This is a genomic window from Kluyvera sp. EC_51 (genome assembly GCF_019584505.1).
GTDB lineage: Bacteria > Pseudomonadota > Gammaproteobacteria > Enterobacterales > Enterobacteriaceae > Kluyvera > Kluyvera sichuanensis.
The window spans coordinates 114,725-140,960 of record NZ_VDAG01000122.1; the positions used below are offsets into that span (position 1 = coordinate 114,725).

Genomic DNA, 26,236 nt, shown 5'->3' on the forward strand with positions numbered 1-26,236 from the left:
TTTCGTCTTAGTTTCCCATTGCATACGAGTGAAATAAACGGAAGAATGCGCACGAAAAACTTTTTTAACACTGTGGATGATTATGAAGGTACTGGTCACCGGCGCCACCAGCGGGTTAGGCAGAAACGCGGTTGAATATCTGCGTAGCAGAGGCATCAGCGTCAGAGCGAGCGGTCGCAACGAAGCGATGGGCAAACTGCTGGAAAAAATGGGCGCGGAATTCGTCCATGCTGACCTGACCGAGCTGGTTTCCTCCCAGGCCAAAGTGATGCTGGCCGGCGTCGACACGCTGTGGCACTGCTCCAGTTTTACCTCGCCGTGGGGCACGCAGGCCGCTTTCGACTTAGCCAACGTTCGCGCCACCCGCCGTCTGGGTGAGTGGGCCGTCGCGTGGGGCGTTCGCAACTTCATCCATATCTCTTCGCCGTCGCTGTACTTTGATTACCATCATCATCGCGATATCACCGAAGATTTCCGCCCGCACCGTTTCGCCAACGAGTTTGCCCGCAGCAAAGCGGCCAGCGAAGAGGTGATCCAACTGCTGGCGCAGGCCAACCCCAATACCCGCTTCACGATTCTGCGTCCACAGAGCGTCTTTGGGCCGCACGATAAAGTATTTATTCCGCGTCTGGCGCAGATGATGCACCATTACGGCAGCGTATTATTACCGCGCGGCGGCCATGCGATGGTCGATATGACCTACTACGAAAATGCGGTTCACGCGATGTGGCTTGCCAGCCAACCACGCTGTGACGACCTGCCTTCCGGCCGCGCCTACAACATCACTAACGGTGAACCACGCACCCTGCGTAGCATCGTAGAGCGTTTGATTGACGAACTGGATATCCCCTGCCGGATCCGTTCGGTGCCTTATCCAATGCTGGACATGATCGCCCGCAGCATGGAGCGTTTTGGTGATAAAAAAGCGAAAGAGCCTTCGCTCACTCACTACGGCGTCTCAAAGCTGAACTTCGATTTTACGCTGGATATCAGCCGCGCTCGCGAAGAGCTGGGCTATGAGCCCATCGTCTCGCTTGACGACGGTATTATCCGTACCGCCGCCTGGCTGGAAGATCACGGTAAGCTGCCCCGCTAGGGCTTAGCCCTGCCCGTATTTCTCCAACAGCGCCTCGACAATCGCCAGACTTTCCGCATCGGCAACGCCATCATAGCGTGTCGGGCGGAAGTGCATCTGGAAGGCGGCAATAACCCTGATTTGCTGCATTCTGGTCATCCCAGGCTTCACTTCATAGCCATAGCGCCCCAACAGATCGAGCAGATTATTGGTCGCTACCGGTGCGTTAGGTGCACGCCCGTTCAGGTAGAACGCCACCCGATTTTCATCCGGCCATGCGCCAATACCCTGCTGCGCCAGCGACTTCCACGGAAACAGCGGCCCTGGATCGTCTTTACGCTGTGGCGCAATGTCCGAATGGGCAACCACGTTTTGCGGCTCAATGTTGTAGCGCTTAATGATATCTTTCGCCAGCGGCACCAGCGCCTGAATCTGTGCCGGTTCAAACGGCGTAAAGAACTTCGCACCGTCGGCTTTCTGCCAGCCGCGGTTCTCCAGTTCAATGCCAATAGAGGTATCGTTGATGCGCGTTGCGCCGCGCCAGAAGCTGATGCCCGCATGCCAGGCAAGCTTCGACTCCGGCACCAACTGCCAGATTTTTGGCTTGCCGTGCAGCAGCGGCGGCACCGCTGGAATCAGGTAATGCACGCTTACCTGCTGACCGAGTAGCGTCGCCAGCGAGACGTCAAAATCATCTGCCGTATAGTGGATCACCAGTTCCTTGATGCGGGGATAGGCCTGCGGCGACGCCCGGCTGGTATCCAGCACATAGTTTTGCTTTTCAACTACGGCCTTTTTATCTTCCCCGGCACACCCCGCCAGCACCATCGCCAGCATCATCACGGTGAATAAACGTTTCATCGGCGCGTTTTGACCGCCGTACCGCTCACGCTGACCATCAACATGCTGCTGTCTTTGCCCACGGTTTCATAGTCAATATCAATCCCGACGACCGCATCCGCACCCAGCGCTTTGGCCTGCTCGCCCAACTCCTTAAATGCAATCTCACGCGCCTTGCGCAGCTCTTTTTCATAGGCGCCAGAGCGGCCACCAACGATGTCACGAATACCGGCAAAAAAATCGCGGAAAATATTGGCCCCGAGAATCGCCTCTCCCGTCACTACGCCGCAGTATTCAGTAATGGACTGCCCTTCGAGGGTGGGGGTCGTAGAAAATTGCATGGACTACTCCTTCGTTAACGTTCAATGCCTTAGCTCTCTGCGCTAAACGCATTATCGGACCGATACGCTATGCTTGAAAAGGGATTACTTCATTATTGTATATACCCTAAATAATTCGAGTTGCAGCCAACGCACATGCAACTTGAAGTATGACGGGTGTACATAAATCGCGCCCGCTGCATGGCGGCATATGGGCGATGAATGTTGAGACAGCTAACAAGGAATCACTATGCGTTACACCAACCTTACACTTCTTCTTCCCGCAGCACTTCTGCTGAGCGCTTGTACCACCGTAACACCGGCCTATAAAGATACCGGAACCCGTGTAGGACAGTGCGTAGAAGGCGGCCCGGACGCCGTGGCGCAGAAATTTTACGACGCACAAAAACAGCAACGTAGCACCGACTTTACCGCACTTCGCCCTTACCTGAGCGACGGTCTGGCGAAGCTGCTGAGCGATAGCAGTCAGGATCCAGACAAACGTGCGCTGCTGCAATCTAACCTGTTCTCCAGCAGCGCGGGCGCACCTGACAGTACCGATGTTGCTAGCGCTTCCACCATCCCGAATACCGACGCCCGCAATATTCCGCTGCGCGTGGAGTTAAAACAGGGAACCCAGAGCTGGAAAGATGAAGTGCTGATGGTTCGCGAAGGCAACTGCTGGGCCGTTGATGACGTTCGCTATCTCGGCAACAACACCCATGCTCCAGCAGGCACATTGCGTCAATCTCTTGAGAAACGTTAATAAATTGTAACGTAATTCTGTCAAATGCCTTATCCCGGCAAAATGTCTGGCATTCCCCGTGGAATGCCGACATTTATACCCCTCGCCCACCCCGCCCGTTATTTTGTGCTAACTTTAAAAGAAAAGTTGGTTTATATTTAAGTTTTAACGCACAAATATTGCATAACTATTCTGTCAAAGGTACTATTTGCGGCCTCAATTGCTGATAATTCTCTATGGGCTGATACCTTCAGCGGAGAAATCCAAAAACGACAGCAGAGCATGCACCTGGCCTTTCCAGGGCGAGAACAACACATTCGTGACGGGTATCAATGAGCATTAAATTAGACGGCATTAACTGCTTTTATGGCGCGCATCAGGCGCTGTTCGACATCACGCTGCAATGCCCTGAGGGCGAAACGCTGGTACTGCTTGGCCCAAGTGGCGCAGGTAAAAGCTCACTCCTGCGCGTGCTGAATCTGCTGGAAATGCCGAAATCCGGCACCCTGGCGATTGCGGGTAACCATTTCGATTTTGCTAAGACCCCGTCAGACAAAGCGATTCGCGAACTGCGTCAAAACGTCGGCATGGTCTTCCAGCAATACAATCTCTGGCCTCACCTGACGGTGGTGCAAAACCTGATTGAAGCGCCATGCCGCGTGCTGGGCTTAAGCAAAGATCAAGCGATGGCACGGGCGGAAAAACTGCTGGAGCGTTTACGTCTCAAGCCGTTTAGCGATCGCTATCCGCTGCACCTTTCCGGTGGTCAGCAGCAGCGCGTGGCGATTGCCCGTGCGCTGATGATGGAGCCGCAGGTTCTGCTGTTTGATGAACCGACCGCCGCGCTTGACCCGGAAATCACCGCCCAGATCGTCAGCATTATTCACGAACTGGCTGAAACCAACATTACCCAGGTTATCGTCACCCACGAAGTGGAAGTGGCGCGTAAAACGGCCAGCCGTGTGGTGTACATGGAAAACGGTTATATCGTCGAACAAGGCGATGCAAGCTGTTTTAACAGCCCACAGACTGATGAATTTAGAAGTTATCTTTCTCACTGAGATTCAGGACAATGACGATGAAAAAAGTACTGATTGCCGCGCTGCTTGCTAGCGTCAGCCTCTCCGCTGCCGCCGCTCAAACTATCCGTTTCGCGACCGAAGCTTCTTACCCTCCGTTTGAATCCATGGACGCCAACAATAAGATCGTCGGCTTCGACGTGGATCTGGCGAACGCCCTGTGTAAAGAGATCGATGCGACCTGTACCTTCAGCAACCAGTCTTTCGATAGCCTGATTCCTAGCCTGAAATTCCGCCGTATCGATGCGGTGATGGCCGGTATGGATATCACCCCAGAACGTGAAAAACAGGTGCTGTTCACCACCCCGTACTACGACAACTCAGCCCTGTTTATCGGCGTGAAAGGCAAGTTCACCGGCGTCGACCAACTGAAAGGCAAAAAAGTGGGCGTGCAGAACGGCACCACGCACCAGAAATTCATCATGGATAAACATCCGGAAATCACGACTGTGCCTTACGACAGCTATCAGAACGCCAAGTTGGATCTGCAGAACGGTCGTATCGACGCGGTCTTCGGTGATACCGCCGTGGTGACCGAGTGGCTGAAAGCCAACGATAAGCTGGCGGCCGTCGGCGATAAAGTGACCGATAAAGACTACTTTGGCACCGGCCTGGGTATTGCTGTCCGTCAGGGCAACACCGAGCTGCAGCAGAAATTCAACGCTGCGCTGGAAAAAGTGAAGAAAGACGGTACCTACCAAACCATCTACGCTAAATGGTTCCAGAAGTAAGACTTGATGAACGAAATGTTTCCTTTAGCAAGCGCCGCCGGCATGACCGTCGGCCTTGCCGTTTGTGCACTGATAATCGGCCTCGCGCTGGCGATGTTCTTTGCGGTATGGGAGTCAGTTAAATGGCGCCCTATCGCATGGCTCGGCTCCGCGGTGGTTACCGTGCTGCGCGGCCTGCCGGAAATTCTGGTGGTGCTGTTTATTTACTTCGGCTCTTCACAGCTGCTGCTGACGCTGTCCGACGGTTTTAACATCAACCTCGGCTTCGTACAGATTCCGGTACAGATGCAGATCGAAAACTTCGACGTCAGCCCGTTCCTGTGCGGCGTGATTGCCCTCTCTCTGCTCTACGCAGCCTACGCTTCACAGACTCTGCGCGGCGCGTTAAAAGCGGTACCGGCAGGTCAGTGGGAGTCCGGTCAGGCATTGGGTATGTCGAAAAGCGCCATCTTCTTCCGGCTGGTGATGCCGCAGATGTGGCGTCACGCGTTGCCGGGTCTCGGGAACCAGTGGCTGGTGCTGCTGAAAGATACCGCGCTGGTGTCGCTGATTAGCGTGAACGATCTGATGCTGCAAACCAAGAGTATCGCCACTCGCACCCAGGAGCCGTTTACCTGGTATATCGTGGCGGCGGCTATTTACCTGGTGATTACCCTGCTCAGCCAGTACATCCTCAAACGCATTGACCTGCGTACCACTCGCTTTGAACGGAGACCAGGCTGATGCTCGAGTATTTACCGGAACTGATGAAAGGGCTGCACACCAGCCTGACGTTGACCGTTGCCTCCATCGTGGTGGCGCTGGTGCTGGCGCTGATTTTCACCATCATTCTGACGCTGAAAACGCCGGTGCTGGTGTGGCTGGTTCGCGGCTACATTACGCTGTTCACCGGTACGCCGCTGCTGGTGCAGATCTTCCTCATCTACTACGGCCCAGGCCAGTTCCCGACGCTGCAGAACTACCCGGTGCTGTGGCACCTGCTCTCTGAGCCGTGGCTGTGTGCGCTGATTGCGCTGTCGCTGAACAGCGCCGCTTACACCACACAGCTGTTCTTCGGGGCGATTCGCGCCATTCCAGAAGGCCAGTGGCAGTCCTGTGATGCGCTGGGGATGAGTAAGAAAGATACGCTGGCTATTTTGCTGCCGTATGCGTTTAAACGCGCGCTCTCGTCCTACTCCAACGAAGTGGTGCTGGTGTTCAAGAGTACGTCTCTTGCCTACACCATCACGCTGATGGAAGTGATGGGCCACGGTCAGTTGCTCTACGGGCGCACCTATGACGTGATGGTCTTTGGCGCTGCCGGGCTGGTTTATCTGGTCGTAAACGGCCTGCTGACGCTGATGATGCGTTTAATCGAGCGCAAGGCGCTGGCCTTCGAACATCGCGACTAACTTCTGCATAAACTGCGTTTATAAAAACGGATAAGCCATTGGCTTGTCCGTTTTTTTTTGCGACACATAAAATACTTAATCAAATATATTGCATACAAATTCACTTAGTGGCATTGTAGCTCCATGCCACACGCAGGGCAGCATCCAATAAGCGAGACAGACAGGAGCTCATCCATGAAAAAATTAGTATTGGCCGCCTTACTTGCCACCGTCGCCGCAGGCGCTCAGGCCGCAGATAAAATCAGCTTTGGCGTTTCCGCCACCTACCCGCCGTTTGAATCCATGGATGCCAGCAACCAGATTGTCGGCTTTGATATCGATCTGGCTAACGCGCTCTGTAAGCAGATGCAGGCTGAGTGTACGTTCACCAACCATGCGTTCGATAGCCTGATTCCGGCGCTGAAGTTTAAGAAATACGATGCGGTCATTTCCGGCATGGACATCACCCCAGAGCGTAGCAAGCAAGTTGCCTTTACCGATGCCTACTATGCCAACTCGGCGCTGGTGATTGCCAAAAAAGGTGAGTTCAAAACCTTTGATGACCTGAAAGGCAAACGTATCGGGATGGAAAACGGCACCACCCACCAGAAATACCTGATGGATAAGCATCCGGAAGTGAAAACCGTGGCTTATGACAGCTACCAGAACGCGATTATCGACCTGAAAAATGGCCGTATCGACGGCGTGTTCGGTGATACCGCGGTGGTGAATGAATGGCTGAAAACCAACCCGCAGCTGGGCGCGGCCACCGAAAAAGTGACCGATCCGCAATACTTCGGTATCGGTCTGGGCATTGCAGTACGTCCGGATAACAAAGCGCTGCTGGAAAAACTGAACGGCGCGCTGAAGGCGATTAAAGCTGACGGGACCTACCAGAAGATTAACGATAAGTGGTTTGCTGAGTAATCAGCCGTTCCCGGGGTCGCTAACTGTACGCCCGGGCTACCAGAAACACGTAGCCCGGCCAAGCGAAGCGCCGCCGGGACTATCGCCGCACCAACAGCGTCAACACCTCGTAATGCGCCGTATGCGGGAACATATCAAACAGCTGCACCTTCTCCACGCGATACCCCACCAGATACGCAAAATCCTTCGCCATCGTCTGCGCATTACAGCTTGAATAAATAATGAACTCCGGCGCCATCTCACTTAAATAGTCACACAGCGCCTTACCAATGCCGCGACGCGGTGGATTAACCAGCACCAGCTGCGGAATATCGGCCTGAGCGGTAGCAAACTGCGTCGAATCCAGCGCCTGGAAATGGAGCTTATCCAGACCCAGCGCCGCCGCCGACTGCTTAGCACAGGCGATAGCTTCTGGCGCAATTTCGATGCCGGTCAACGTCATCTCCGGCGTAGCACAGTGCAGACCAAAACCGCCGACGCCGCAGAACAGATCCCACATATGGTTAACCGGCAGCGCCCTCACCCAGTCGCGCGCGGTGGCGTACAGCGCGCTCGCCACCGTCGGGTTGGTCTGGAAGAAGCTCTGCGGGCGGATCCACAGCGGCACGTCGTTAAAGCTTTCTGCCAGCGCCTGCTGCTCGGTAAAAAAGATTTCCTGCTCGCCTTCCATAATCGCCATATGCACCGGCTGGATATTGGCGGTAATGACCTTCAACTGCGGCAGCTGCGCCTGTAGCGACGGCAGCGCTGCGCGAAGTTGGGCCAGCTTGGCTTCTGAGCGCAGCACGAAACGCAGCATCATGCCACCGTCCAGCTGGCTTTCGGTGAGCAGCAGATACTTCAGCTCGCCGCGCTTACGCGCTACGTTGTAGGGCGTCAAACCCGCACGGGCGATAAACGGCTTCAGTGCAGCAAAGACCGGGGCAAACGAATCGGGATAAAGCGGGCAGTCGGTTAAGTCTTCCGGCGTACCGTCACGGTGCAGCATGCCGAGCAGCGGACGCTCAACGCTACCACTGACCACCATTTTGGCTTTATTACGAAAGCCCTGTTCCGGGCCAGATACCGGTGCGCACCAGGCGTTAACGGAAAAATCCGCCAACAACGTCTGGAGATCGGCCATTTTGGCCGCGAGTTGCTCGGCTATCGGCTGCTCAATCCACTGACAGGAACGGCAACGATGGGCATCATAAAGTGCGCACTGCATAAAAAGACCTTGAGAAAATCGGGGGCGTGGATTGTATCACCGTTATTGTAAGCGGAAAAATCGCCGGGAGGCCGCGGGCAGAAAAAGCAGGCATAAAACCAGCAGATCCGGCATTTTTTGCATTACCAGCGAGCGGAAGATCTCCCGCTTCGACTCGCCCGCGATGCTGAACAGCTCAGGATAGCCATAGCCCAGCGATGCCGCCCACAGATAGCTGGCAGCAATTACCTGCGTCAGCAGGTAGACCCAGCGTGCCCAGTTACGCCCTTTCACCAGCGAAAATGCGCAGCCTATTTCGACAAAAACCAGCACCAGACTACTGAGGAAAACCAGCGTCAGCGTCCAGGTCTGTACGCTACGGTGAATAAACTCGCCAATGCCATGCAGCCCGAGCAGGTTGATTATCATAATCAGATCGAGACAGCGGATTAAAATAATGGCGAGCGCCGCCACCTGCACCAAAGCAGGGACATTCAGACGAGCATGCGACTGACGGCTTCGAGTAAACAGTTCCAATGTTGTTGCCTTCCATGAAAACGATGCCGCGAACATTCGCGGCATCGACTGCACATCCCTACTGATTTTAAGAGGATTATCCGCGTCTTGCACGCTGGATATCGCGCACTCGCTGTTTTTCTGCTCGCGCCATCAGATACCAGGCGATAAATCCGACAATTCCGACCACGCCGAGGATAAGCGTCGCCAGGGCGTTAATCTCCGGATTCACCCCCATGCGTACGCTGGAGAAGACCAGCATTGGCAGCGTGGTCGCACCTGGACCCGAGACGAAGCTGGCAATCACCAGATCGTCGAGCGACAGCGTGAAGGCAAGCAGCCAGCCGGAGACCACAGCAGGCATGATCATCGGTAGCGTAATAATGAAAAAGACCTTCAGCGGCGTCGCTCCGAGATCCATCGCGGCCTCTTCAATCGAACGGTCAAGTTCACGCAACCGCGAAGAGATAACCACCGCCACATACGCCGTACAGAAGGTAACGTGCGCCAGCCAGATGGTCAGCATGCCACGGTCGGCAGGCCAGCCAATCGCGTGGCCCAATGCCACAAAGAGCAGCAGCAGCGACAGCCCAGTAATGACATCCGGCATAACCAGCGGTGCCGTTATCATAAAGGCAAAGCCATTGGACCCGCGGAAACGACCAAAGCGCACCATCACTACAGCGGCAATGGTGCCGAGGATGGCCGCCATGGTTGCCGCGCAGGCCGCAATCGTCAGGCTTAGCCCTACAGCGCTCATCATCGCATCATCGCGGAACAGTTCGCCGTACCAGCGCGTCGACCAGCCCGCCCACACGGTGACCAGCTTCGAGCTGTTAAACGAGTAGACCACCAGCATCAGCATCGGCGCATAGAGGAAGGTAAAGCCAATCACCAGAATCAGAATGCGCCACGGCGATCTTACGACAGGCAGGTTGTTCATCCGTGGTCTCCCATCTGTTTTTGCTGATACTTATGGAACCACATGATCGGCACGATCAGCAGCAACAGCATCACAATCGCCACCGCCGAGGCCACCGGCCAGTCGCGGTTGTTAAAGAACTCCTGCCACAGCACGCGGCCAATCATAATGCTGTCCGGGCCGCCGAGCAGTTCCGGGATCACAAACTCCCCGACCGCTGGGATAAACACCAGCATCGAACCAGCAATAATCCCACCTTTGGTGAGCGGCACAATCACGCTGAAGAAGGTTTTCAGCGGGCGAGCGCCCAGATCCAGCGAGGCTTCCACCAGCGAATAGTCGATGCGGGTCAGCGTGGTATAGATAGGCAACACCATAAACGGCAGATAGGCGTAGACAATGCCGATATAGACCGCCAGGTTGGTGTGCAGAATCGTCAGCGGCTGATCGATAACGCCTAACCACATCAAGAAGTTATTCAGAATGCCGTTGTTTTTCAGGATCCCCATCCACGCATAAACGCGGATTAAGAACGAGGTCCACGACGGCAGAATCACCAACAGCAGCAGAATATTACGCGTTGATGGTTTGCTGTGCGCCACCGCCCACGCCAATGGGTAGCCAAGCAGCAGACAACAGATCGTCGAGATCCCCGCCACCTGCAATGATTGCAAATAGGCCTCAAAGTAGAGCGGATCGTCGGTAAGCTGCAGGAAGTTGCCGAAGTTCAACGCAAGTGTGAGCTGACCGTCGGCCCACTCCATGAGATCGGTATACGGCGGGATCGCGCGCGCCATCTCCGCCAGGCTGATTTTGAAAACAATCAGGAACGGCAGCAGAAACAGCAGGATCAGCCACACGTACGGCATGGCAATGACCAGCTTGCGCCCGTGCTTCATATTGATGCGCGCTAGCCACAGGACGAAGCCGCCCGGTTTGCGCGAACGGGCTGGTGGTTCAAACGTACTCATAGCCCCTCCTTAAACCGTCAACACCACGCAGCTATCGGCATCCCAGCACAGACGTACCTCATCGCCCCAGGTTGGTAACCCTTTCTGGTAGCGATGGGCATTCTGCAACTGGGCGCTGATCATCTGCCCGCTTTTGAGCCGCACGTGGTAAATGGAGAGATCGCCCAGATAGGCGATATGCACCACTTCGCCGACGGCAAAGTTATAGCCGTCCGCAGGTGGCTCTTCGCAAAGCATGATTTTTTCCGGGCGCAGCGCGACGTACACCGGAACGTTATCGACGACTGAGGCATCCGGATCGACCTTCAGCGGGTGCACCAGCCCCGGTGAATCAATCACCAGGCCGTCGTCCTCACGCGACTTCAGCAGCCCCTCGAATACGTTAACCGAGCCAATAAACTCAGCGCTATAACGGGTAGTCGGGTGCTCGTAAATCTCTTCCGGCTCGCCAATTTGCACGAACTTGCCGCGGTTCATAATGGCAATGCGCCCGGCCATGGTCATCGCCTCTTCCTGGTCGTGGGTCACCATGACGCAGGTGACGCCAACGCGTTCCAGAATATCGACCACTTCCAGCTGCATACGGTCACGCAGCTTTTTATCCAGTGCGCCCATGGGTTCATCCAGCAACAGCAGCTTCGGGCGCTTCGCCAGGCTACGCGCCAGCGCCACACGCTGACGCTGACCGCCGGAAAGCTGGTGCGGTTTGCGCTTGGCAAACTCCTGCATGTGCACCAGCGCCAGCATCTCGGCAACGCGAGCGGTAATTTCCGCTTTCGGCAGCTTGTCCTGCTTGAGGCCGAAAGCGATGTTCTGCTCCACGGTCATGTGCGGGAACAGCGCGTAGGACTGGAACATCATGTTAATCGGGCGCAGATAAGGCGGCACGTGCGCCAGGTCAACGCCGTCCAGCATAATCTGCCCAGCGGTCGGTTGTTCAAAGCCCGCCAGCATACGCAGCAGGGTCGACTTTCCGCAGCCGGAAGCACCCAGCAGCGCAAAGATTTCGCCTTTATAGATGGTGAGGTTAACGTCGTCTACGGCGTGCTGGCCGTCGAAGGATTTGGTCAGATTACGGATTTCCAGCAGCGGGGTGAGCGCTTTGCGGATTTTCGCCTGTGGGCGGGGAATAGCGTCGTTCAATCTGGTGCTCTCCGGCAAAATACAAATATCGATATGACCCGGTTGTCATATCAACCCCTGGACACCGACCACCCGGCCGGTGTCCAGATTGGGGCAGATGCACTGCCCCGGTGCAGGCTTATCACGTTATGGGTGATTGATTTATTTACCGCTTTTCACTTTGGTCCATGCGCGCGTTCTCACACGGTCAATTTTTGGATCCTGAACTTTCAGCGTAAACAGCTTAGCGAAAACATCTGCCGGCGGGTAAATCGCCGGATTATCGCGAATTTCGGCGCTGACCAGAGGCGTGGAAGCCTTGTTGCCATTCGCGTAGAACACATGGTCACTGATGTGCGCAATCACGTCCGGGCGCATCAGATAGTTAAGGAACTGATAGGCTTCATCTTTATTCTTCGCATCGGCTGGCATGGCGAAGACATCAAAGAAGGCCAGTGCGCCCTCTTTCGGAATAAAGTAAGAAACATTCACGCCGTTTTTCGCTTCTTTGGCACGGTTTGCCGCCTGCCACACATCACCCGCCCAGCCGATGGCCACACAGATATCACCGTTTGCCAGGTCGTTAATGTACTGAGAAGAGTGGAAGTAGCGAATGTTAGGACGCAGTTTCAGCAGCAGATCGGTCGCCGGGCCGGTGTAGTCATCGGCCTTGGTGCTGTTGGGATCTTTGCCTAAGTAGTTAAGCACAGTGGCAAAGATTTCTTCTGGCGCATCAAGGAAGGAGACGCCGCAGCTTTTCAGTTTCTCCAGGTTTTCCGGCTTCATCACCAGATCCCAGCTGTTCAGCGGTACATCTTTGCCCAGCACGGCTTTGACTTTGTCAACGTTGTAGCCGATACCGGTCGTCGCCCACAGATAAGGCATCGCGTACTTGTTGTCCGGGTCGTGTTTAGCCACCAGCTTGAGCACGTCCGGGTCGAGGTTTTTCCAATTTGGCAGCTTGCTCTTATCGAGCGGCTGGAACACACCGGCGGTGAGCTGACGCTCCAGGAAGCTTGCCGACGGCACCACCAGGTCAAAACCGGTGCTGCCCGCCATCAGTTTGCCTTCCAGCACTTCGTTGGAGTCAAACACGTCATAGACGACTTTAATTCCGGTCTCTTTCTCAAAATTCGCCACGGTGTCCGGCGCGATATAGTCAGACCAGTTATAGATATGCAGCGTTTTTTGTTCCGCAGCGAGCACGCTTGCCGAGGCGGCCATCAGCACACCCGTCACCAGACCTGTTAACCATTTTTTATTTAAGGCGGCCATATCTCTTATCCCTCTCGTCATCCGTTAACAAACGGACGAAATATACGCAATTTAGAGTATGCAAAAATCATGCATATTTTTTCGTACTGCATGAAAGAGAAGAGAACGGGCTCCCCTGCAGTCATTGCTCGCTTTATCAATGCAAGAACCTCGCCAACATAGGGTATTGTCAGCAATAAATAGGGGGGCATTGATATGTCGCAAGAATAACTGTAGCCCGGACTGGAGGCTATAGGTCAGTGTAAAAAACGCCTTTTATCAATTTTTTATGCAAGATCACTCTATCTGATAAGCCAAAATGGGCAATCAGGTAGTGAATGAATCTTTAAAAATAGGTTAAATGCAGAATAAAAGCAGGTAATACGCAGCCACTATGGCAGTGACTGCGCTATTTAACGGGGATGATCAGTGAAGAAAATGGTATTGGATATCTTCCGGCGGCTGCTCTTCGTCTTCTGGCTTATAGAGCAGTTGATGCGCGTTGGCCTCGAGGATAACCATCGAGACCTGCTCTTCGCTCTGGGTTACAAAAGCGGCGAACTGTTCGAAGGTTACCCCAACGCCTGCGGATAAAGACTGGCAAACCACCAGCTTTGGCAGATTATCATCCTGCATGTCGAGAAACGCCTTAACCGTCAGCGAACTGGCGTTAATGGCGGAGAGATCGGCGCCCAGCGCCAGCAGCGCAGATGGCTTGACCTCGGCCAGCGCCGAGAACAGCACGACGTTATCGATGAGATCAATTTTGGCATCAAAGACGCCTTCAAAATTTTGCATATGCGGCAGGTGCAGCGCCTGACAGGTGTCGCACTCAAAAAAGTTCATGCCCATTTCGTCGAGCCACTGACGTAACGTATCCAGACTCGGGACGACGAGAGAATCCATATTGCCTATGACCTCATGCGGTAAAGTAAAACATTCCAGACCAACAAATTACCGGGCAGCAGCCCGGTATAAGTACGAGAGTAGCGCATAGCTTACGCAAAAAAGGCGTCACATACCATGAAAGCGCACTATCCGCCGATTTTCAGACAAAATCCGGGGTGAGCCTGACGCTCGATCCATTCGATCATTTTTCCCGCAATATCGATGCCGGTAGTGGTCTCCACCCCTTCCAGCCCCGGCGAGGCATTGACTTCCATCACCAGCGGACCGCGATTGGCACGCAGAATATCTACGCCCGCGACATCCAGACCGAGGGTTTGCGCGGCCTTAATGGCAATCGCCCGTTCAGCGGGGGTGATCTCAGCCACCGTCGCCACGCCACCGCGGTGCAGGTTAGAACGAAAATCGCCTGATTTTGCCCGGCGTTCAATCGATGCCACCACTTCATTGCCGACTACCAAACAGCGAATGTCGCACCCTTTCGCCTCTTCGATATACTCCTGCACCAGGATATGCGCGTTCAGACCGCGAAACGCATCAATCACGCTTTCCGCCGCCTGCCGCGTTTCGGCAAGCACCACGCCGATTCCCTGCGTACCTTCCACCAGTTTAACCACCAGCGGCGCGCCGCCGACCATGTCGATAAGATCGCTGGTATCGTCCGGTGAATGGGCGATGCCGGTAACCGGTAGATCGATTCCCTGACGCGCCAGCAGCTGTAGCGATCGCAGCTTGTCGCGGGCACGAGTAATCGCCACCGATTCATTGAGCGGGTAGCTGCCCAGCATCTCAAACTGGCGCAGCGTTGCCATACCGTAGTAGGTAATCGCCGAGCCAATACGTGGGATCACCGCGTCGTAGTGCGGCAACTGTCGACCTTTATAGTGTATCGACGAGGCCGCCGGGTCGACGTTCATATAGCAAGACAGCGGATCGAGCACTTCAACAATATGACCGCGGCGCTGGGCGGCTTCGCGCAGACGCTTACACGAAAAGAGCGTTCCATCCCGGGACAATATGGCGATTTTCACCCTTTACCTCTCCAAAAAAGCCGCAAAAAAACCGGCATATCATACGTTTTTCGCATCCGCAGAGGCTTGAGCCCTGGCACAAATTCGTTAATGAATCAGCGCGTAGCAAACCCCTGCTGATGCAGATAATCAAGAATAAACGGGCGGCTCTCTTTGATAAGCGTGCGGCGAATATGGTCGCTCCAGGTATCGCGACGCGCGTTGGTGCTGCGCGATAAATAGTACTGGGCGAGATCTTCGTCGTACTGCGCCAGCACTTCGGGGTCCATTGGCTGGTAGTGATTTTCATGCACCACCAGCGCGGCCGGCAGGCGCGGTTTGAGGTCTGGATGGCTTGCAGGCCAACCAAGGCACAGACCAAACAGCGGCAGCACGTGCTTTGGTAGCTTCAGCAGTTCGGTCACCTGAGCAATATTATTGCGCAAGCCGCCGATATAGACGCCACCCAATCCCAGAGATTCAGCGGCAGTCAGCGCGTTTTGCGCCATCAGCGAAGTATCCACCACGCCAAGCAACAGCTGTTCCGCCAGACCCAACTGCGCCTCAGGGCAAATCTGCAGATGGCGGTTAAAGTCGGCGCAAAATACCCAGAACTCCGCCGCCTGAGCAACGTGCTCCTGGCCGCCGGTCAGCTTGACCAGCTGTTCGCGCATGTCGCTATCGGTGATGCGAATAATCGAACTGCACTGTAAAAAGCTGGAGCTGGAAGTGGCCTGGGCGCTGGCGATAATCGCGCTGCGCTGTTCGTCGCTTATCGGCTCGCCGGTAAAGTGACGAATAGAGCGATGGTTAAGCAGAACCTCAATGGTCGGAGTCATCTTTTTTTTCCTTGTCTCGCGGCAGGTTAGGGTTCATCAGCTGTGGAGCAACGGCGCGGGCAATTCCCCAAAAGAGCACGCCCGCGGCGGGAAGCATCAGCGCAATACCGAGAAAAATCATCACTACCGCTGCCAGTTGGCTGGCAAACGGCGCGGGCAGCGTGATGTACTGATTGAGCGATAGCCACGCCACCGCCAGCACGATCATGCCGACCGCTTCCAGAATTAAAACGCTTTTCGGTAGTGCTCCGAGCGAACGCATGCTTCTCCTCCTGTGAACCCTTAGCGCATTTTGATAGCCAATTGATGACGATTATAACGGTATGCGGATGAAAAATAATTAGCGAGACATAGCCAGAATGAATCAGAGTAACAGGTAGAACCTTCTTTCCCCACAGCGCTTCGCGCGGCATGATAAGCGCCATTCGCCGACAGGCACGTTGATTATTCCGCTCGTTTGAGGAGAGACATTATGTTTACCGTAATTTTTGGTCGTCCAGGCTGCCCTTACTGTGTACGTGCAAAAGAGCTGGCGGAAAAGCTGACCCAGGAGCGTGATGATTTCAACTACCGCTACGTAGACATCCACGCGGAAGGCATCACGAAAGCCGATCTGGAAAAAACCGTCGGTAAGCCGGTTGAAACCGTACCGCAGATTTTTGTCGATCAGAAACACATTGGCGGGTGCACAGACTTTGAAGCCTGGGCGAAAGAGAATCTCGGCCTGTTTGCCTGATAGCACCATCAACGCCCGCCCTTAAAGCGGGCGTTTGTTTTCTCGCCGCTTATCGTGCAGGAGCGAGCTGATAAACAGATAGCATAATGCACCGAGCGCGCACCAGAATACGGCGCTGAAGAGCCAGGCCAGTTCCTGCCAGAACGAACGATCGCTGCTGAAGAAGAGACGCATCAGGACAAGACAAAGCGGTGCCGCAAGAATGGCGCCAACCAGCGGACGCAGCACTCGACGACGCGATGAGATAAAGCTCGAGACAATACCGGGGACGATAAAAAACAGCAGCCCCAGTTCGGGACTTCCGCTGGCACGAAACGCGCCCTTCACGTTCAGAATCAGTGAAAAAAAGACCACAATAAAGAGTAAGAAGCAGCAAATAACCCCTGCCCAACCGCGTTCAGATTTCACACGTATCTCCTGAAAATATCTCTATCAAACCCCAGACTTCGTCCTTACGGACACCCAGTCAGATAAAGTTGTTGGCCTTCCCTGCCAAAACTTCGCTACATTTTATCTATCAGTACTTTCGGAGCGTTCTCCCGAGCTAAAATATCGTGCGCCCGATGATTCACTCTCTGACCGTCGCGATGCAGACTGATTGATCATATGTAATGTGTATTAAAAGCGATTGTTGCTAGCCGTAGCTATCAGGAACGATTAAACTACTGACCGCTATTTTCTGGTTATTATTCGGGTTCTGGATAGCAAAACGCATACCTTAGCCCGTGGTAAACAGTAGACCAAATAACCATTCCTTTCAACACGTTACTGGTAAACGATAAGTTAGACTCCGTGAATATAAACGTCGCAGATTTGTTAAACGGGAATTACATCCTGTTATTATTCGTGGTATTAGCGCTGGGGCTTTGTCTTGGCAAATTACGTCTGGGCTCCATCCAACTCGGTAATTCCATTGGCGTTTTAGTGGTTTCTCTCCTATTAGGACAGCAACACTTCAGTATTAACACCGAAGCGCTGAATCTGGGCTTTATGCTGTTTATTTTCTGCGTCGGTGTAGAAGCCGGACCGAACTTTTTTTCAATTTTCTTCCGCGACGGCAAAAATTATCTGATGCTCGGCCTGGTGATGGTCGGTAGCGCGCTGCTGATTGCATTAGGCCTCGGTAAGCTATTTGGCTGGGACATCGGCCTGACGGCCGGGATGCTCGCCGGCTCAATGACCTCCACCCCGGTACTGGTGGGCGCCGGCGATACACTGCGCCACTCCGGCATGGAGGCGAGCTTGCTCGCGCAGGCACAAGATCACCTGAGCCTCGGCTATGCGCTGACCTATCTTATTGGTCTCGTGAGTTTGATTGTCGCCGCCCGCTACCTGCCAAAATTCCAGCATCAGGATCTTCAAACCAGCGCCCAACAAATCGCCCGCGAGCGCGGTCTGGACACCGACTCCAACCGTAAAGTCTATCTGCCGGTTATCCGCGCTTATCGTGTAGGCCCGGAACTGGTGGCGTGGGCCGACGGCAAAAATCTGCGCGAGCTTGGCATTTATCGCCAGACCGGCTGCTACATCGAGCGTATTCGCCGTAACGGTATTCTGGCCAACCCTGACGGTGATGCCGTACTGCAGATGGGCGATGAAATTTCGCTGGTTGGCTACCCGGACGCGCACGCACGCCTTGACCCAAGCTTCCGTAACGGCAAAGAGGTGTTCGACCGCGACCTGCTAGACATGCGCATCGTCACCGAAGAGATCGTGGTTAAAAACCACAATGTGGTAGGTCGCCGCCTGGCGCAACTGAAGCTAACCGACCACGGCTGTTTCCTTAACCGCGTGATCCGCAGCCAGATTGAAATGCCAATCGACGACAACATCGTACTCAACAAGGGTGACGTGTTACAGGTAAGCGGCGATGCCCGCCGCGTGAAAACCGTCGCCGACCGCATCGGCTTCGTCTCCATTCACAGCCAGGTCACTGACCTGCTAGCCTTCTGTGCCTTCTTTATCGTCGGCCTGATGATCGGCATGATCACCTTCCAGTTCAGCAACTTTAACTTCGGTATCGGTAACGCCGCCGGTCTGCTGTTCGCCGGTATCATGCTGGGCTTCCTGCGTGCCAACCACCCGACCTTCGGCTATATCCCGCAAGGGGCGCTGAACATGGTGAAAGAGTTTGGCCTGATGGTCTTTATGGCAGGCGTCGGCTTAAGCGCGGGCGGCGGCATCGGCAAGAGCCTCGGCGTGGTCGGCGGTCAAATGCTGGTGGCCGGTCTGCTGGTCAGCCTGATCCCAGTAGTGATTTGCTTCCTGTTCGGCGCCTACGTACTGCGCATGAACCGCGCACTGTTGTTCGGTGCCATCATGGGCGCACGCACCTGCGCTCCGGCGATGGAAATCATCAGCGATACGGCTCGCAGCAACATTCCTGCGCTGGGCTATGCGGGCACCTACGCCATCGCCAACGTGCTGCTAACCCTTGCCGGTACGCTGATTATCATCATCTGGCCAGGGCTAGGCGGCTAGCCCTGGCCAGGGGAACAAAGAAAAGAAAAAAATTTTTGCGCAACGCAGAACTTTTTATCAGGGTGCGAGTCTTAATTAGTGCCACTGCTTTTCTTTGATGTCCCCATTTTGTGGAGCCCATCAACCCCGCCATCTTTGGTTCAAGGTTGATGGGTTTTTTGTTGCCTGAATTTCACATCCCCTTTAAAAATCAATCCACTACGCTCCCAGAAACCACCACCACGTTGCCCCTTCGCTTGCATCCCCCTCCCCCTGTCCCATACTTCTATGACACCCACTCAACACTCGAGGTGACTCATGTTGCTTGCAGGCAAAGTCGCCGTCATCTTCGGCGGCAGCGGCGCGATTGGGGGCGCGGTGGCGCTTGCCATGGCGCGGGAAGGGGCGCTGGTGCATCTGGCAGCGCGTAACCAGCAGAAGCTCGACGCTACCGCAGAGCGTATTCGTTCAGAAGGTGGCACCGTCAGTACCTTTACCGTTGATGTGCTTGATGAACAAGCGACCCAACGGCGCGTGGCGCAACTGGCGGAACAAACGCTGGGCATCGATATAGTGGTCAACGCTACCGGGTTTATGCATCAGCAAGGCAAACACCTGGAACGTCTGTCGCTGGCAGAGTTTAAGCAAGGTATTGATCCTTTCCTCACCGCGCAGTTCATCATTGCCAAATCAACGGCACCCTATATGGGCGGCAAGCGCGATAGCGTAATGCTGAACGTTGTCGCCCCCGCGGCGACCATGGCGATGCCGGGACATCTGGGACATATCGTTGGCTGTGCAGGAATGGAGGCGATGGTCAGAGCGCTGGCAGGCGAACTGGGGCCGCGTAATATTCGGGTGCTAGGCGTACGGTCGCATGCTATCGAGGGGGCGGTCGAAGCAGGGTCTTATACCGGTGAACTGTTTGCTGAAAAAGCACAGGCGATGTCGCTAACGGTCGATGAATGGTTAGGAGGCGCGGCACAGGGCACTATGCTGAAACGCCTGCCAACGCTTGAGCAAGTCGCCGGGGTGATGACCTTTCTCGCCTCCAGCAGCGCAGGAGCAATGACGGCCACGGTGGTTAACGTGACCGCCGGAGTAACGCTTAGCTAGTTCCCATGTCCATCAGCAAACAGCGCCCGCCACCACTGCGGCTTCATATCTTCAAACGAGTGGGAGGCGGGTGCAAATCGCGCATCCTGGTTCTGGTCAAAAACACCGCTCAACAGCGCAATAACCGGGCCATCATCAATCGCCCCCAGCGAGCTGCCGCAGCGTGGGCAGAAAGCCCGGCTGGATGCCTCGGAAGAGCGCCAGGTCGCAGGCTTTCCGCCCTCTCCTGTCCATTGCACATCATCGGCGTCAAACTCCAGCCAGATAACCGACTGGGCGCCGGTATGCTTCTGGCAGAGATCGCAGGAGCAGCTGTGGGAAGCGCCGGGGTTAGCGGCGGTGAAGGTAATATGGCCGCACAGGCAGCCACCGGAAAGCAGGGTTGTCATCGCGAGATCTCCGTTTTGCGTTCTCGCTAAGCGTACACGCTTTTCAGGCGCTCTCCCCGGCGATCCGCCCTACCATTTTTCGGATGGCGTCGCGATCGAGCGGCTGGCGGTCGGTTACGAAATGCAGCGTCATCCCTTCAATAAAGGCATCCAGCGCACGTGCGGTTGCCGGATCGAACCACTGCTCCAGCGTCTGCTGGCTGCGCTGCATCCAGCGTTGCATGACCGCCTTCATCGCGGGCGAACTGCTCGCCAGCGCATAGAACTGGTACATCAGGGTCATATTCTTCGGCGTGGTGACCTGGCTGCTGAAGATAAGCTCCGCTACCGCATCACAGGCATCGTGCGGCGTCCCTACATCATCAAAAAAGGCGGTGTACTCCAGTGACATCCGTTCGGTAAAGGCGCTGAACGCTTCCCCGAGCAGGGCTTCAATACCGTCAAAATAATAGGTCATCGAGCCGAGCGGCACGTCGGCGCAGCTGGCGATTTTACGGTGCGTTACCGCGCTAATCCCGTGCGTGGCGATAGTTTCGAGCGTCGCATCCAGGATGCGCTCCCGGCGCTGCGGGTCATTCGGTCGGCGAGCCATAATTCTCCTCTTTCTGGTTATGTACAAATGTACACAAGCTTGTTAGTGTTGTCTGCACACTTTCCGACCTGACGCGAATGGATGACAACGTTAACCTCCCGTAAAGCCCTGCAGTTACGCATGTGGGCGCTCTTTATGTTCTTCTTTTTACCCGGTTTACTCATGGCCTCCTGGGCTACGCGAACCCCGGCAATCCGCGATATTTTATCGGTTTCAACGGCTGAGATGGGCATCGTGCTGTTTGGCCTGTCGATTGGTTCGATGAGCGGCATCCTTTGTTCCGCGTTTCTGGTGAAACGATTCGGGACCCGTAAGGTCATCCGTACCACCATGTCGTGCGCCGTCTTTGGCATGGTGATTTTAAGCCTCGCGCTGCACTTTGGCTCCGCGTGGATTTTCGCTTTCGGGTTGGCTATTTTCGGTGCTAGCTTCGGTTCCGCCGAAGTGGCCATCAACGTCGAAGGCGCAGCAGTTGAGCGTGAAATGAAAAAAACCGTGCTGCCGATGATGCACGGCTTTTATAGCTTCGGAACGTTAGTGGGCGCGGGCGTTGGTATGGCGGTCACCGCGTTTGGCTTACCGGCGATGTGGCACATCTTCGTGGCGGCTCTGATAGGCATTGCGCCAATCGCTATCGCCATTAAAGCCATTCCGGAAGGCACTGGCAAAAACGCGGCGGAAGATGCGCACCATCAGGAAAAAGGCGTGCCGTTCTGGCGCGATATGCAGCTGATGCTGATTGGCGTGGTGGTACTGGCGATGGCCTTCGCCGAAGGCTCCGCCAACGACTGGCTGCCGCTGCTGATGGTTGACGGCCACGGCTTTAGCCCAACCTCCGGCTCGCTGATTTACGCTGGCTTCACGCTGGGCATGACGGTCGGGCGCTTTACCGGCGGCTGGTTTATCGACCGCTACAGCCGTGTTACCGTGGTACGCGCCAGCGCGCTGATGGGTGCGCTGGGTATCGCCCTGATTATCTTTGTCGACAGCGCCTGGGTTGCGGGCGTGTCGGTTATTCTGTGGGGCCTTGGCGCATCGCTTGGCTTCCCGCTGACTATTTCCGCCGCCAGCGACACCGGCCCGGACGCCCCTACCCGCGTGAGCGTTGTCGCCACCACCGGGTATCTGGCCTTCCTGGTTGGCCCGCCGCTGCTCGGCTTCCTCGGCGAACATTACGGCCTGCGCAGCGCGATGCTGGCCGTACTGGCGCTGGTTCTTATTGCCGCTCTGGTGGCGAAAGCGGTGGCGAAACCTGAGCCCCGCGTTGTAATGGAGAGTCATTGATGAGCGTTAAACTGATCGCTGTCGACATGGATGGCACGTTCCTGAACGATAAAAAAACCTATAACCGCGAGCGCTTTCAGCAACAATATCAGCAGATGAAAGCGCAGCAGATCCACTTTGTGGTCGCCAGCGGCAACCAGTATTACCAGCTGGCATCGTTCTTCCCGGAGATTGTGGATGAAATTGCCTTTGTCGCCGAAAACGGCGGCTGGGTGCGCGATGCCGGTGAGGACGTCTATAACTGCGCTATGCCACGTGACCACGTCGATAAAATCGCCGCTTTCCTGCACACCCGTCCGGAAATTGAGATTATCGTCTGCGGCAAAAAGAGCGCCTACACGCTGAAAAGCTACGACCAAAGCTTCCACGATATTGCCGTACGCTACTACCACCGTCTGGAACTGGTGGACAATTTCGATAATCTCGATGACACCATTCTGAAGTTCGCGCTGAATATCCCGGACGAGAAAGTGCCGCAAATGCAGGCGCTGCTCGATGAGAAACTCGGCCATATGCTGACCGCAGTGACCACCGGTCACGGCAGTATTGACCTGATTATACCCGGCGTCCACAAGGCCAACGGCCTGCGCTTATTGCAGGATCGCTGGGGCGTGAGCGATGATGAAGTCGTGGCCTTTGGCGACAGCGGCAACGATATTGAGATGGTGAAGCAGGCAGGCTACGGTTTTGCGATGGCTAACGCCAACGACGCGGTGAAAGCCGTGGCGGGCTATCATGCGCCGCACAACAATGAAGAAGGCGTGCTGGAGATCATTGATAAGGCGTTGAAGGGTGAAGCGCCGTTTGCTTGATAGTGCCAACCCCGGAGTCGGTGCTCCGCACCTCGTCCGGGCTACCACACCAGTAGCCCGGCCAAGCGAAGCGCCGCCGGGGTTATTTACTGCGGTTGCAACCCGCTACCTACCGCTTTATCCCGCAGGAACATCGTCATCAACCCCAGCCACAGCAGGCCGCCCGCCAGGTTAAACAGGCTGAACAGACCAATTCCGCCCAGCTCATAGCAATGCTTACTGAGCTCAATCCCCACCGTGAAGATCAGCATTTGCAGCATCCCCATCGCCGCAGAGACCGTGCCTTTACTCATATCGCTGGCAAACAGCGTCAGACGCACCAGTCCGGCGTTGGCAAGGCCAATCCCGAAGGCGTAGAAGCTTAAACCAGCGGTCATCCATAAATAGGCATGGGATGACACCACCGTCGCCGCCGCAGCCAGCACCAGACCAAACATAATCGGGTAGCCACCGGCGATAATCAGCGCACGCACCGTACGGCGTGAGGTCAGACGCGCCAGCACCAGGTTACCGAGGATCAGCGCGCCGAAAATGGGCACCTGCAGCAGGCCGTACTCATAGCTGCTGGCATGCTCGCCGCTGATGATAATCACCGGTGACTGAGCAATCCACGCCAGCAGCGGCAGGCTGACAAAACCCGTTGCCAGCGCACCCGCAACGAAACGCCCGTTTTTCAGCACTTCGCGGTAATCACGGCCCAGCGTTTTCAGCGACAGCGTTTCACCGATCCGGGTCGCCGTTTCCGGCATTGATTTAAACAGGCCGACGAAGGCAATAGCCGACAGCGCGGCGAAGAGCACAAACATCCCTTCCCAGCGCGCCACGTGGATCCACGCCGCGCCCACCAGCGGCCCCAACAGCGGCGCAATCAGCGCGACGTTCGCCATCAGCGCCGTAATCTTGATACAGGTCGCCTCGTCGAACGACTCCTGGATTGCCGCATAGCCCACCGCGCCGATAAAGCACAGGCTCACCCCCTGCAAGAAACGCAGGAACGTAAACTGCTCAATATTGCTCACCAGCAACGTGGCAAGACAGGTGACGATAAACCAGATAACGCCGGTTAGCATCACCGGGCGGCGGCCGATACGGTCCGATAGCGGCCCAAGCAGCCATTGCAGGAACATGCCGCCGGCCAGATACGCGGTCATCGAGGTCGGTACCCACTCGTTACCCGCGTTAAATTCTTTGACGACAGCAAGCATGCCCGGCTGGATCATATCGTTGCCGATATAGGTGGAAAATTCGTAGAGCACGAGGCAAAGCGGGAACAAAATTGCCTTACGCCCTAAGCGTTTCCGGGAAGAAGAGGAAGTATCCATGTGGCTCGCATCTATCATAAAAACGCGCAAGTTTAATCAATGCGCAGTAGTGGTGATAGTTAATTATCACGCAGCTTAACGATTTCGCACAAATTGACGCTGTTAAGATTCGCTTAAGGTAGCGAGCGTTATACTCTACGCCACTGAGTGCAGGACCTTAATTTCAGACACTTGTACGCCGATAGCGTGATTCAGACAATACCGCTTTACGGTCCAGGATTGGCTTTTTAAGGTAGCTGTCATAAAACCGTCATTTGCGAAACCGGAACGTTATGCTGGAAAACCTTAACCACTCGCTGTTTTTGCTGATTAACGCAACCCCAGCGTCCGCCCCCTGGGCAATTTCATTCGCCACTTTTATTGCTCAGGATCTGATCCTGATCGTTCCCCTGCTCGCCGCGGCGATGTGGCTGTGGGGGGAACGTAAGCAGGTTCAGGCACAGCGCCATCTGGTGATTAAAGTCGCGTTAGCCATCGCCGTTAGCCTCTCGCTGTCGTGGATGATTGGTCAACTGTTCCCGCATGAACGCCCGTTTGTGGAGAACATCGGCCACACCTTCCTGCACCACGCGCCGGATAACTCCTTCCCAAGCGACCACGGCACGGTGATCTTCACCTTTGCGCTGGCCTTCTTGTTCTGGCATCGTCTGTGGTCCGGGCTGGTGCTGATGGTGGTCGGCGTCGCGATCGCCTGGTCCCGCGTCTACCTCGGCGTGCACTGGCCAATGGATATGCTCGGCGGCTTCCTGAGCGGCCTTGTCGGCTGCATGGTGTCGCAAATGCTGTGGCAGTTTATCGGCGCCACCGTCTACCCGCGCCTGCAACAGCTGTACCGCGTGATCTTCTCGGTGCCGATTCGTAAAGGCTGGGTGCGTGACTAGACCTGCGCTCGCAGGTAAAATACCGCGTTGACCCCGGCATCCTTGCCGGGGCATTTCCGCTAGAGGAACTATGGAAACACGACGCGACGAGCGAATGGGTCAACTGATTCAGGCACTGAAACGTAGCGATAAGCTGCATCTCAAAGAAGCGGCAGCACTGCTTGGCGTTTCTGAAATGACGATTCGTCGCGATCTTAACAGCGAGAGCGGGCCCGTTGTACTGCTCGGCGGCTACGTCGTGCTGGAGCCACGTAGCGTTCCTCACTATCTGCTAAGCGACCAGAAAACCCGCCTGGTTGAAGAAAAAAAGCGAGCGGCGCGCCACGCGGCAGCGCTGCTGAAACCGCATCAGATGGCCTTTTTCGACTGCGGCACCACCACGCCGTGGATTATCGATGCCATTGATAACGACCTGCCGTTTACCGCCGTCTGTTACTCGCTAAACACTTTTTTAGCGCTGCAGGATAAACCCAACTGTCGGCCCATTCTCTGCGGCGGCGAATTCCACGCCAGCAACGCTATTTTCAAACCACTGAGCGAGCAGGACACGCTTTCACACCTCTGCCCGGACATCGCCTTCTATTCCGCAGCCGGTATCGATATTGAAATGGGGGCAACCTGTTTTAATCTTGAAGAGCTGCCGGTGAAGCACTGGGCGATGCGCCAGGCGCGCTACCATGTGCTGGTGGCGGATCACAGCAAGTTTGGCAAAGTGCGCCCGGCCCGCATGGGTGACCTGACGCGCTTTGATGTGATTGCCAGCGACATCTGCCCGGATGATGAGCTGGTGGCGCTGGCAAAACAGCAGCAAATTTCGCTACTGTATTAGCG

Annotated in this window: 30 protein-coding genes; 14 read left to right on the forward strand and 16 right to left on the reverse strand. The window is 55.4% G+C overall.

What is annotated here, in order from left to right; all coding sequences use genetic code 11:
* The first annotated feature begins 82 nt into the window (after positions 1-82).
* A complete protein-coding gene (locus FHC49_RS23985) occupies positions 83-1,096 on the forward strand; it encodes an NAD(P)-dependent oxidoreductase (RefSeq protein WP_185666607.1) in 1,014 nt (337 codons plus the stop codon).
* A gap of 3 nt (positions 1,097-1,099) precedes the next feature.
* Here FHC49_RS23985 and FHC49_RS23990 read toward each other — a convergent pair whose 3' ends face one another.
* A complete protein-coding gene (locus tag FHC49_RS23990) occupies positions 1,100-1,936 on the reverse strand; it encodes an N-acetylmuramoyl-L-alanine amidase (protein ID WP_220441030.1) in 837 nt (278 codons plus the stop codon).
* On the reverse strand, positions 1,933-2,256 hold the full coding sequence (locus FHC49_RS23995; RefSeq protein WP_185666610.1) for a heavy metal-binding domain-containing protein: 324 nt from the start codon (positions 2,254-2,256) through the stop codon (positions 1,933-1,935). Before FHC49_RS23995 ends, FHC49_RS23990 begins: the two co-directional genes overlap by 4 nt.
* 229 nt (positions 2,257-2,485) lie before the next feature.
* On the opposite strand from FHC49_RS23995, the gene FHC49_RS24000 reads away from it, so the two are divergent.
* From FHC49_RS24000 to artJ, 6 genes are all read left to right on the forward strand, one after another.
* Complete coding sequence (locus FHC49_RS24000; protein ID WP_185666612.1) at positions 2,486-3,001, forward strand: lipoprotein; 516 nt, start codon at positions 2,486-2,488, stop codon at positions 2,999-3,001.
* Positions 3,002-3,312: 311 nt separating this feature from the next.
* Entirely contained in the window at positions 3,313-4,041 is a 729-nt protein-coding gene (gene artP, locus FHC49_RS24005) for an arginine ABC transporter ATP-binding protein ArtP (protein ID WP_185666614.1), read from the forward strand.
* A 17-nt stretch (positions 4,042-4,058) separates the two neighbouring features.
* Positions 4,059-4,790 carry an arginine ABC transporter substrate-binding protein ArtI gene (artI, locus tag FHC49_RS24010; protein WP_220441031.1) on the forward strand — a complete coding sequence of 244 codons (732 nt, stop codon included), beginning with the start codon at positions 4,059-4,061 and terminating at the stop codon, positions 4,788-4,790.
* Between the two features lie 6 nt (positions 4,791-4,796).
* Positions 4,797-5,513 (forward strand): arginine ABC transporter permease ArtQ, encoded by a 717-nt coding sequence (gene artQ, locus FHC49_RS24015; protein ID WP_185666617.1) that lies wholly within the window; start codon positions 4,797-4,799, stop codon positions 5,511-5,513.
* Positions 5,513-6,181: an arginine ABC transporter permease ArtM gene (artM, locus tag FHC49_RS24020; RefSeq protein ID WP_185666619.1), complete on the forward strand. Its 669-nt coding sequence runs from the start codon at positions 5,513-5,515 to the stop codon at positions 6,179-6,181. Before artQ ends, artM begins: the two co-directional genes overlap by 1 nt.
* Before the next feature lie 174 nt (positions 6,182-6,355).
* Entirely contained in the window at positions 6,356-7,087 is a 732-nt protein-coding gene (gene artJ, locus FHC49_RS24025) for an arginine ABC transporter substrate-binding protein ArtJ (protein WP_123651343.1), read from the forward strand.
* Between the two features lie 79 nt (positions 7,088-7,166).
* Here artJ and rlmC read toward each other — a convergent pair whose 3' ends face one another.
* The 10 genes from rlmC to FHC49_RS24075 form a co-directional block, all read right to left on the reverse strand.
* The gene (gene rlmC, locus FHC49_RS24030; RefSeq protein ID WP_220441032.1) at positions 7,167-8,294 is read right to left on the reverse strand and encodes a 23S rRNA (uracil(747)-C(5))-methyltransferase RlmC; all 1,128 of its coding nucleotides are present in this window, start codon (positions 8,292-8,294) and stop codon (positions 7,167-7,169) included.
* A gap of 42 nt (positions 8,295-8,336) precedes the next feature.
* The gene (locus FHC49_RS24035) at positions 8,337-8,846 is read right to left on the reverse strand and encodes a YbjO family protein (RefSeq protein WP_185666756.1); all 510 of its coding nucleotides are present in this window, start codon (positions 8,844-8,846) and stop codon (positions 8,337-8,339) included.
* A 40-nt stretch (positions 8,847-8,886) separates the two neighbouring features.
* Positions 8,887-9,732, reverse strand: a complete 846-nt coding sequence (gene potI, locus FHC49_RS24040; RefSeq protein WP_185666623.1) for a putrescine ABC transporter permease PotI — start codon at positions 9,730-9,732, stop codon at positions 8,887-8,889.
* Positions 9,729-10,682, reverse strand: a complete 954-nt coding sequence (gene potH, locus FHC49_RS24045) for a putrescine ABC transporter permease PotH (protein ID WP_220441033.1) — start codon at positions 10,680-10,682, stop codon at positions 9,729-9,731. The genes potI and potH overlap by 4 nt, the downstream gene beginning before the upstream one ends.
* 9 nt (positions 10,683-10,691) lie before the next feature.
* Entirely contained in the window at positions 10,692-11,825 is a 1,134-nt protein-coding gene (potG, locus tag FHC49_RS24050; RefSeq protein ID WP_220441034.1) for a putrescine ABC transporter ATP-binding subunit PotG, read from the reverse strand.
* Positions 11,826-11,966: 141 nt separating this feature from the next.
* Positions 11,967-13,079, reverse strand: a complete 1,113-nt coding sequence (gene potF, locus FHC49_RS24055; protein WP_185666629.1) for a spermidine/putrescine ABC transporter substrate-binding protein PotF — start codon at positions 13,077-13,079, stop codon at positions 11,967-11,969.
* Between the two features lie 405 nt (positions 13,080-13,484).
* The gene (locus FHC49_RS24060) at positions 13,485-13,964 is read right to left on the reverse strand and encodes a YbjN domain-containing protein (protein WP_185666630.1); all 480 of its coding nucleotides are present in this window, start codon (positions 13,962-13,964) and stop codon (positions 13,485-13,487) included.
* A 128-nt stretch (positions 13,965-14,092) separates the two neighbouring features.
* Positions 14,093-14,995, reverse strand: coding sequence for a 30S ribosomal protein S6--L-glutamate ligase (gene rimK / locus FHC49_RS24065; protein WP_185666632.1), 903 nt, complete (start codon positions 14,993-14,995; stop codon positions 14,093-14,095).
* Between the two features lie 95 nt (positions 14,996-15,090).
* Entirely contained in the window at positions 15,091-15,813 is a 723-nt protein-coding gene (nfsA, locus tag FHC49_RS24070; RefSeq protein WP_220441035.1) for an oxygen-insensitive NADPH nitroreductase, read from the reverse strand.
* Positions 15,797-16,075 (reverse strand): YbjC family protein, encoded by a 279-nt coding sequence (locus FHC49_RS24075; protein WP_220441036.1) that lies wholly within the window; start codon positions 16,073-16,075, stop codon positions 15,797-15,799. Before FHC49_RS24075 ends, nfsA begins: the two co-directional genes overlap by 17 nt.
* A 210-nt stretch (positions 16,076-16,285) precedes the next feature.
* Here FHC49_RS24075 and FHC49_RS24080 point away from each other — a divergent pair, with 210 nt between their 5' ends.
* Positions 16,286-16,549, forward strand: a complete 264-nt coding sequence (locus FHC49_RS24080; RefSeq protein ID WP_035894505.1) for a GrxA family glutaredoxin — start codon at positions 16,286-16,288, stop codon at positions 16,547-16,549.
* Positions 16,550-16,570: 21 nt separating this feature from the next.
* On the opposite strand, the gene FHC49_RS24085 is transcribed toward FHC49_RS24080, so the two are convergent.
* Positions 16,571-16,957, reverse strand: coding sequence for an inner membrane protein YbjM (locus FHC49_RS24085; RefSeq protein WP_220441037.1), 387 nt, complete (start codon positions 16,955-16,957; stop codon positions 16,571-16,573).
* Positions 16,958-17,341: 384 nt separating this feature from the next.
* Here FHC49_RS24085 and FHC49_RS24090 point away from each other — a divergent pair, with 384 nt between their 5' ends.
* Positions 17,342-19,030 (forward strand): aspartate:alanine antiporter, encoded by a 1,689-nt coding sequence (locus tag FHC49_RS24090; RefSeq protein WP_220441038.1) that lies wholly within the window; start codon positions 17,342-17,344, stop codon positions 19,028-19,030.
* Positions 19,031-19,327: 297 nt separating this feature from the next.
* Positions 19,328-20,125: an SDR family NAD(P)-dependent oxidoreductase gene (locus FHC49_RS24095; RefSeq protein ID WP_220441039.1), complete on the forward strand. Its 798-nt coding sequence runs from the start codon at positions 19,328-19,330 to the stop codon at positions 20,123-20,125.
* On the opposite strand, the gene FHC49_RS24100 is transcribed toward FHC49_RS24095, so the two are convergent.
* Both FHC49_RS24100 and FHC49_RS24105 read right to left on the reverse strand, forming a co-directional pair.
* The gene (locus FHC49_RS24100) at positions 20,122-20,514 is read right to left on the reverse strand and encodes a GFA family protein (protein WP_220441040.1); all 393 of its coding nucleotides are present in this window, start codon (positions 20,512-20,514) and stop codon (positions 20,122-20,124) included. The genes FHC49_RS24095 and FHC49_RS24100 overlap by 4 nt on opposite strands.
* 43 nt (positions 20,515-20,557) lie before the next feature.
* Positions 20,558-21,106, reverse strand: coding sequence for a TetR/AcrR family transcriptional regulator (locus tag FHC49_RS24105; protein WP_185666638.1), 549 nt, complete (start codon positions 21,104-21,106; stop codon positions 20,558-20,560).
* 81 nt (positions 21,107-21,187) lie between these two features.
* Between FHC49_RS24105 and FHC49_RS24110 the strand changes: the two genes are divergently transcribed.
* On the forward strand, positions 21,188-22,390 hold the full coding sequence (locus FHC49_RS24110; protein WP_220441041.1) for an MFS transporter: 1,203 nt from the start codon (positions 21,188-21,190) through the stop codon (positions 22,388-22,390).
* Positions 22,390-23,202 carry a Cof-type HAD-IIB family hydrolase gene (locus FHC49_RS24115; protein ID WP_185666640.1) on the forward strand — a complete coding sequence of 271 codons (813 nt, stop codon included), beginning with the start codon at positions 22,390-22,392 and terminating at the stop codon, positions 23,200-23,202. Before FHC49_RS24110 ends, FHC49_RS24115 begins: the two co-directional genes overlap by 1 nt.
* An 86-nt stretch (positions 23,203-23,288) precedes the next feature.
* Here the strand turns inward: FHC49_RS24115 and FHC49_RS24120 are convergent, their stop codons facing one another.
* On the reverse strand, positions 23,289-24,524 hold the full coding sequence (locus FHC49_RS24120) for an MFS transporter (RefSeq protein ID WP_185666641.1): 1,236 nt from the start codon (positions 24,522-24,524) through the stop codon (positions 23,289-23,291).
* Positions 24,525-24,796: 272 nt separating this feature from the next.
* Between FHC49_RS24120 and ybjG the strand changes: the two genes are divergently transcribed.
* Together ybjG and deoR are read left to right on the forward strand one after the other, a co-directional pair.
* On the forward strand, positions 24,797-25,405 hold the full coding sequence (ybjG, locus tag FHC49_RS24125; protein WP_220441042.1) for an undecaprenyl-diphosphate phosphatase: 609 nt from the start codon (positions 24,797-24,799) through the stop codon (positions 25,403-25,405).
* 70 nt (positions 25,406-25,475) lie between these two features.
* On the forward strand, positions 25,476-26,234 hold the full coding sequence (gene deoR / locus FHC49_RS24130) for a DNA-binding transcriptional repressor DeoR (protein WP_185666654.1): 759 nt from the start codon (positions 25,476-25,478) through the stop codon (positions 26,232-26,234).
* Positions 26,235-26,236: the final 2 nt, after the last annotated feature.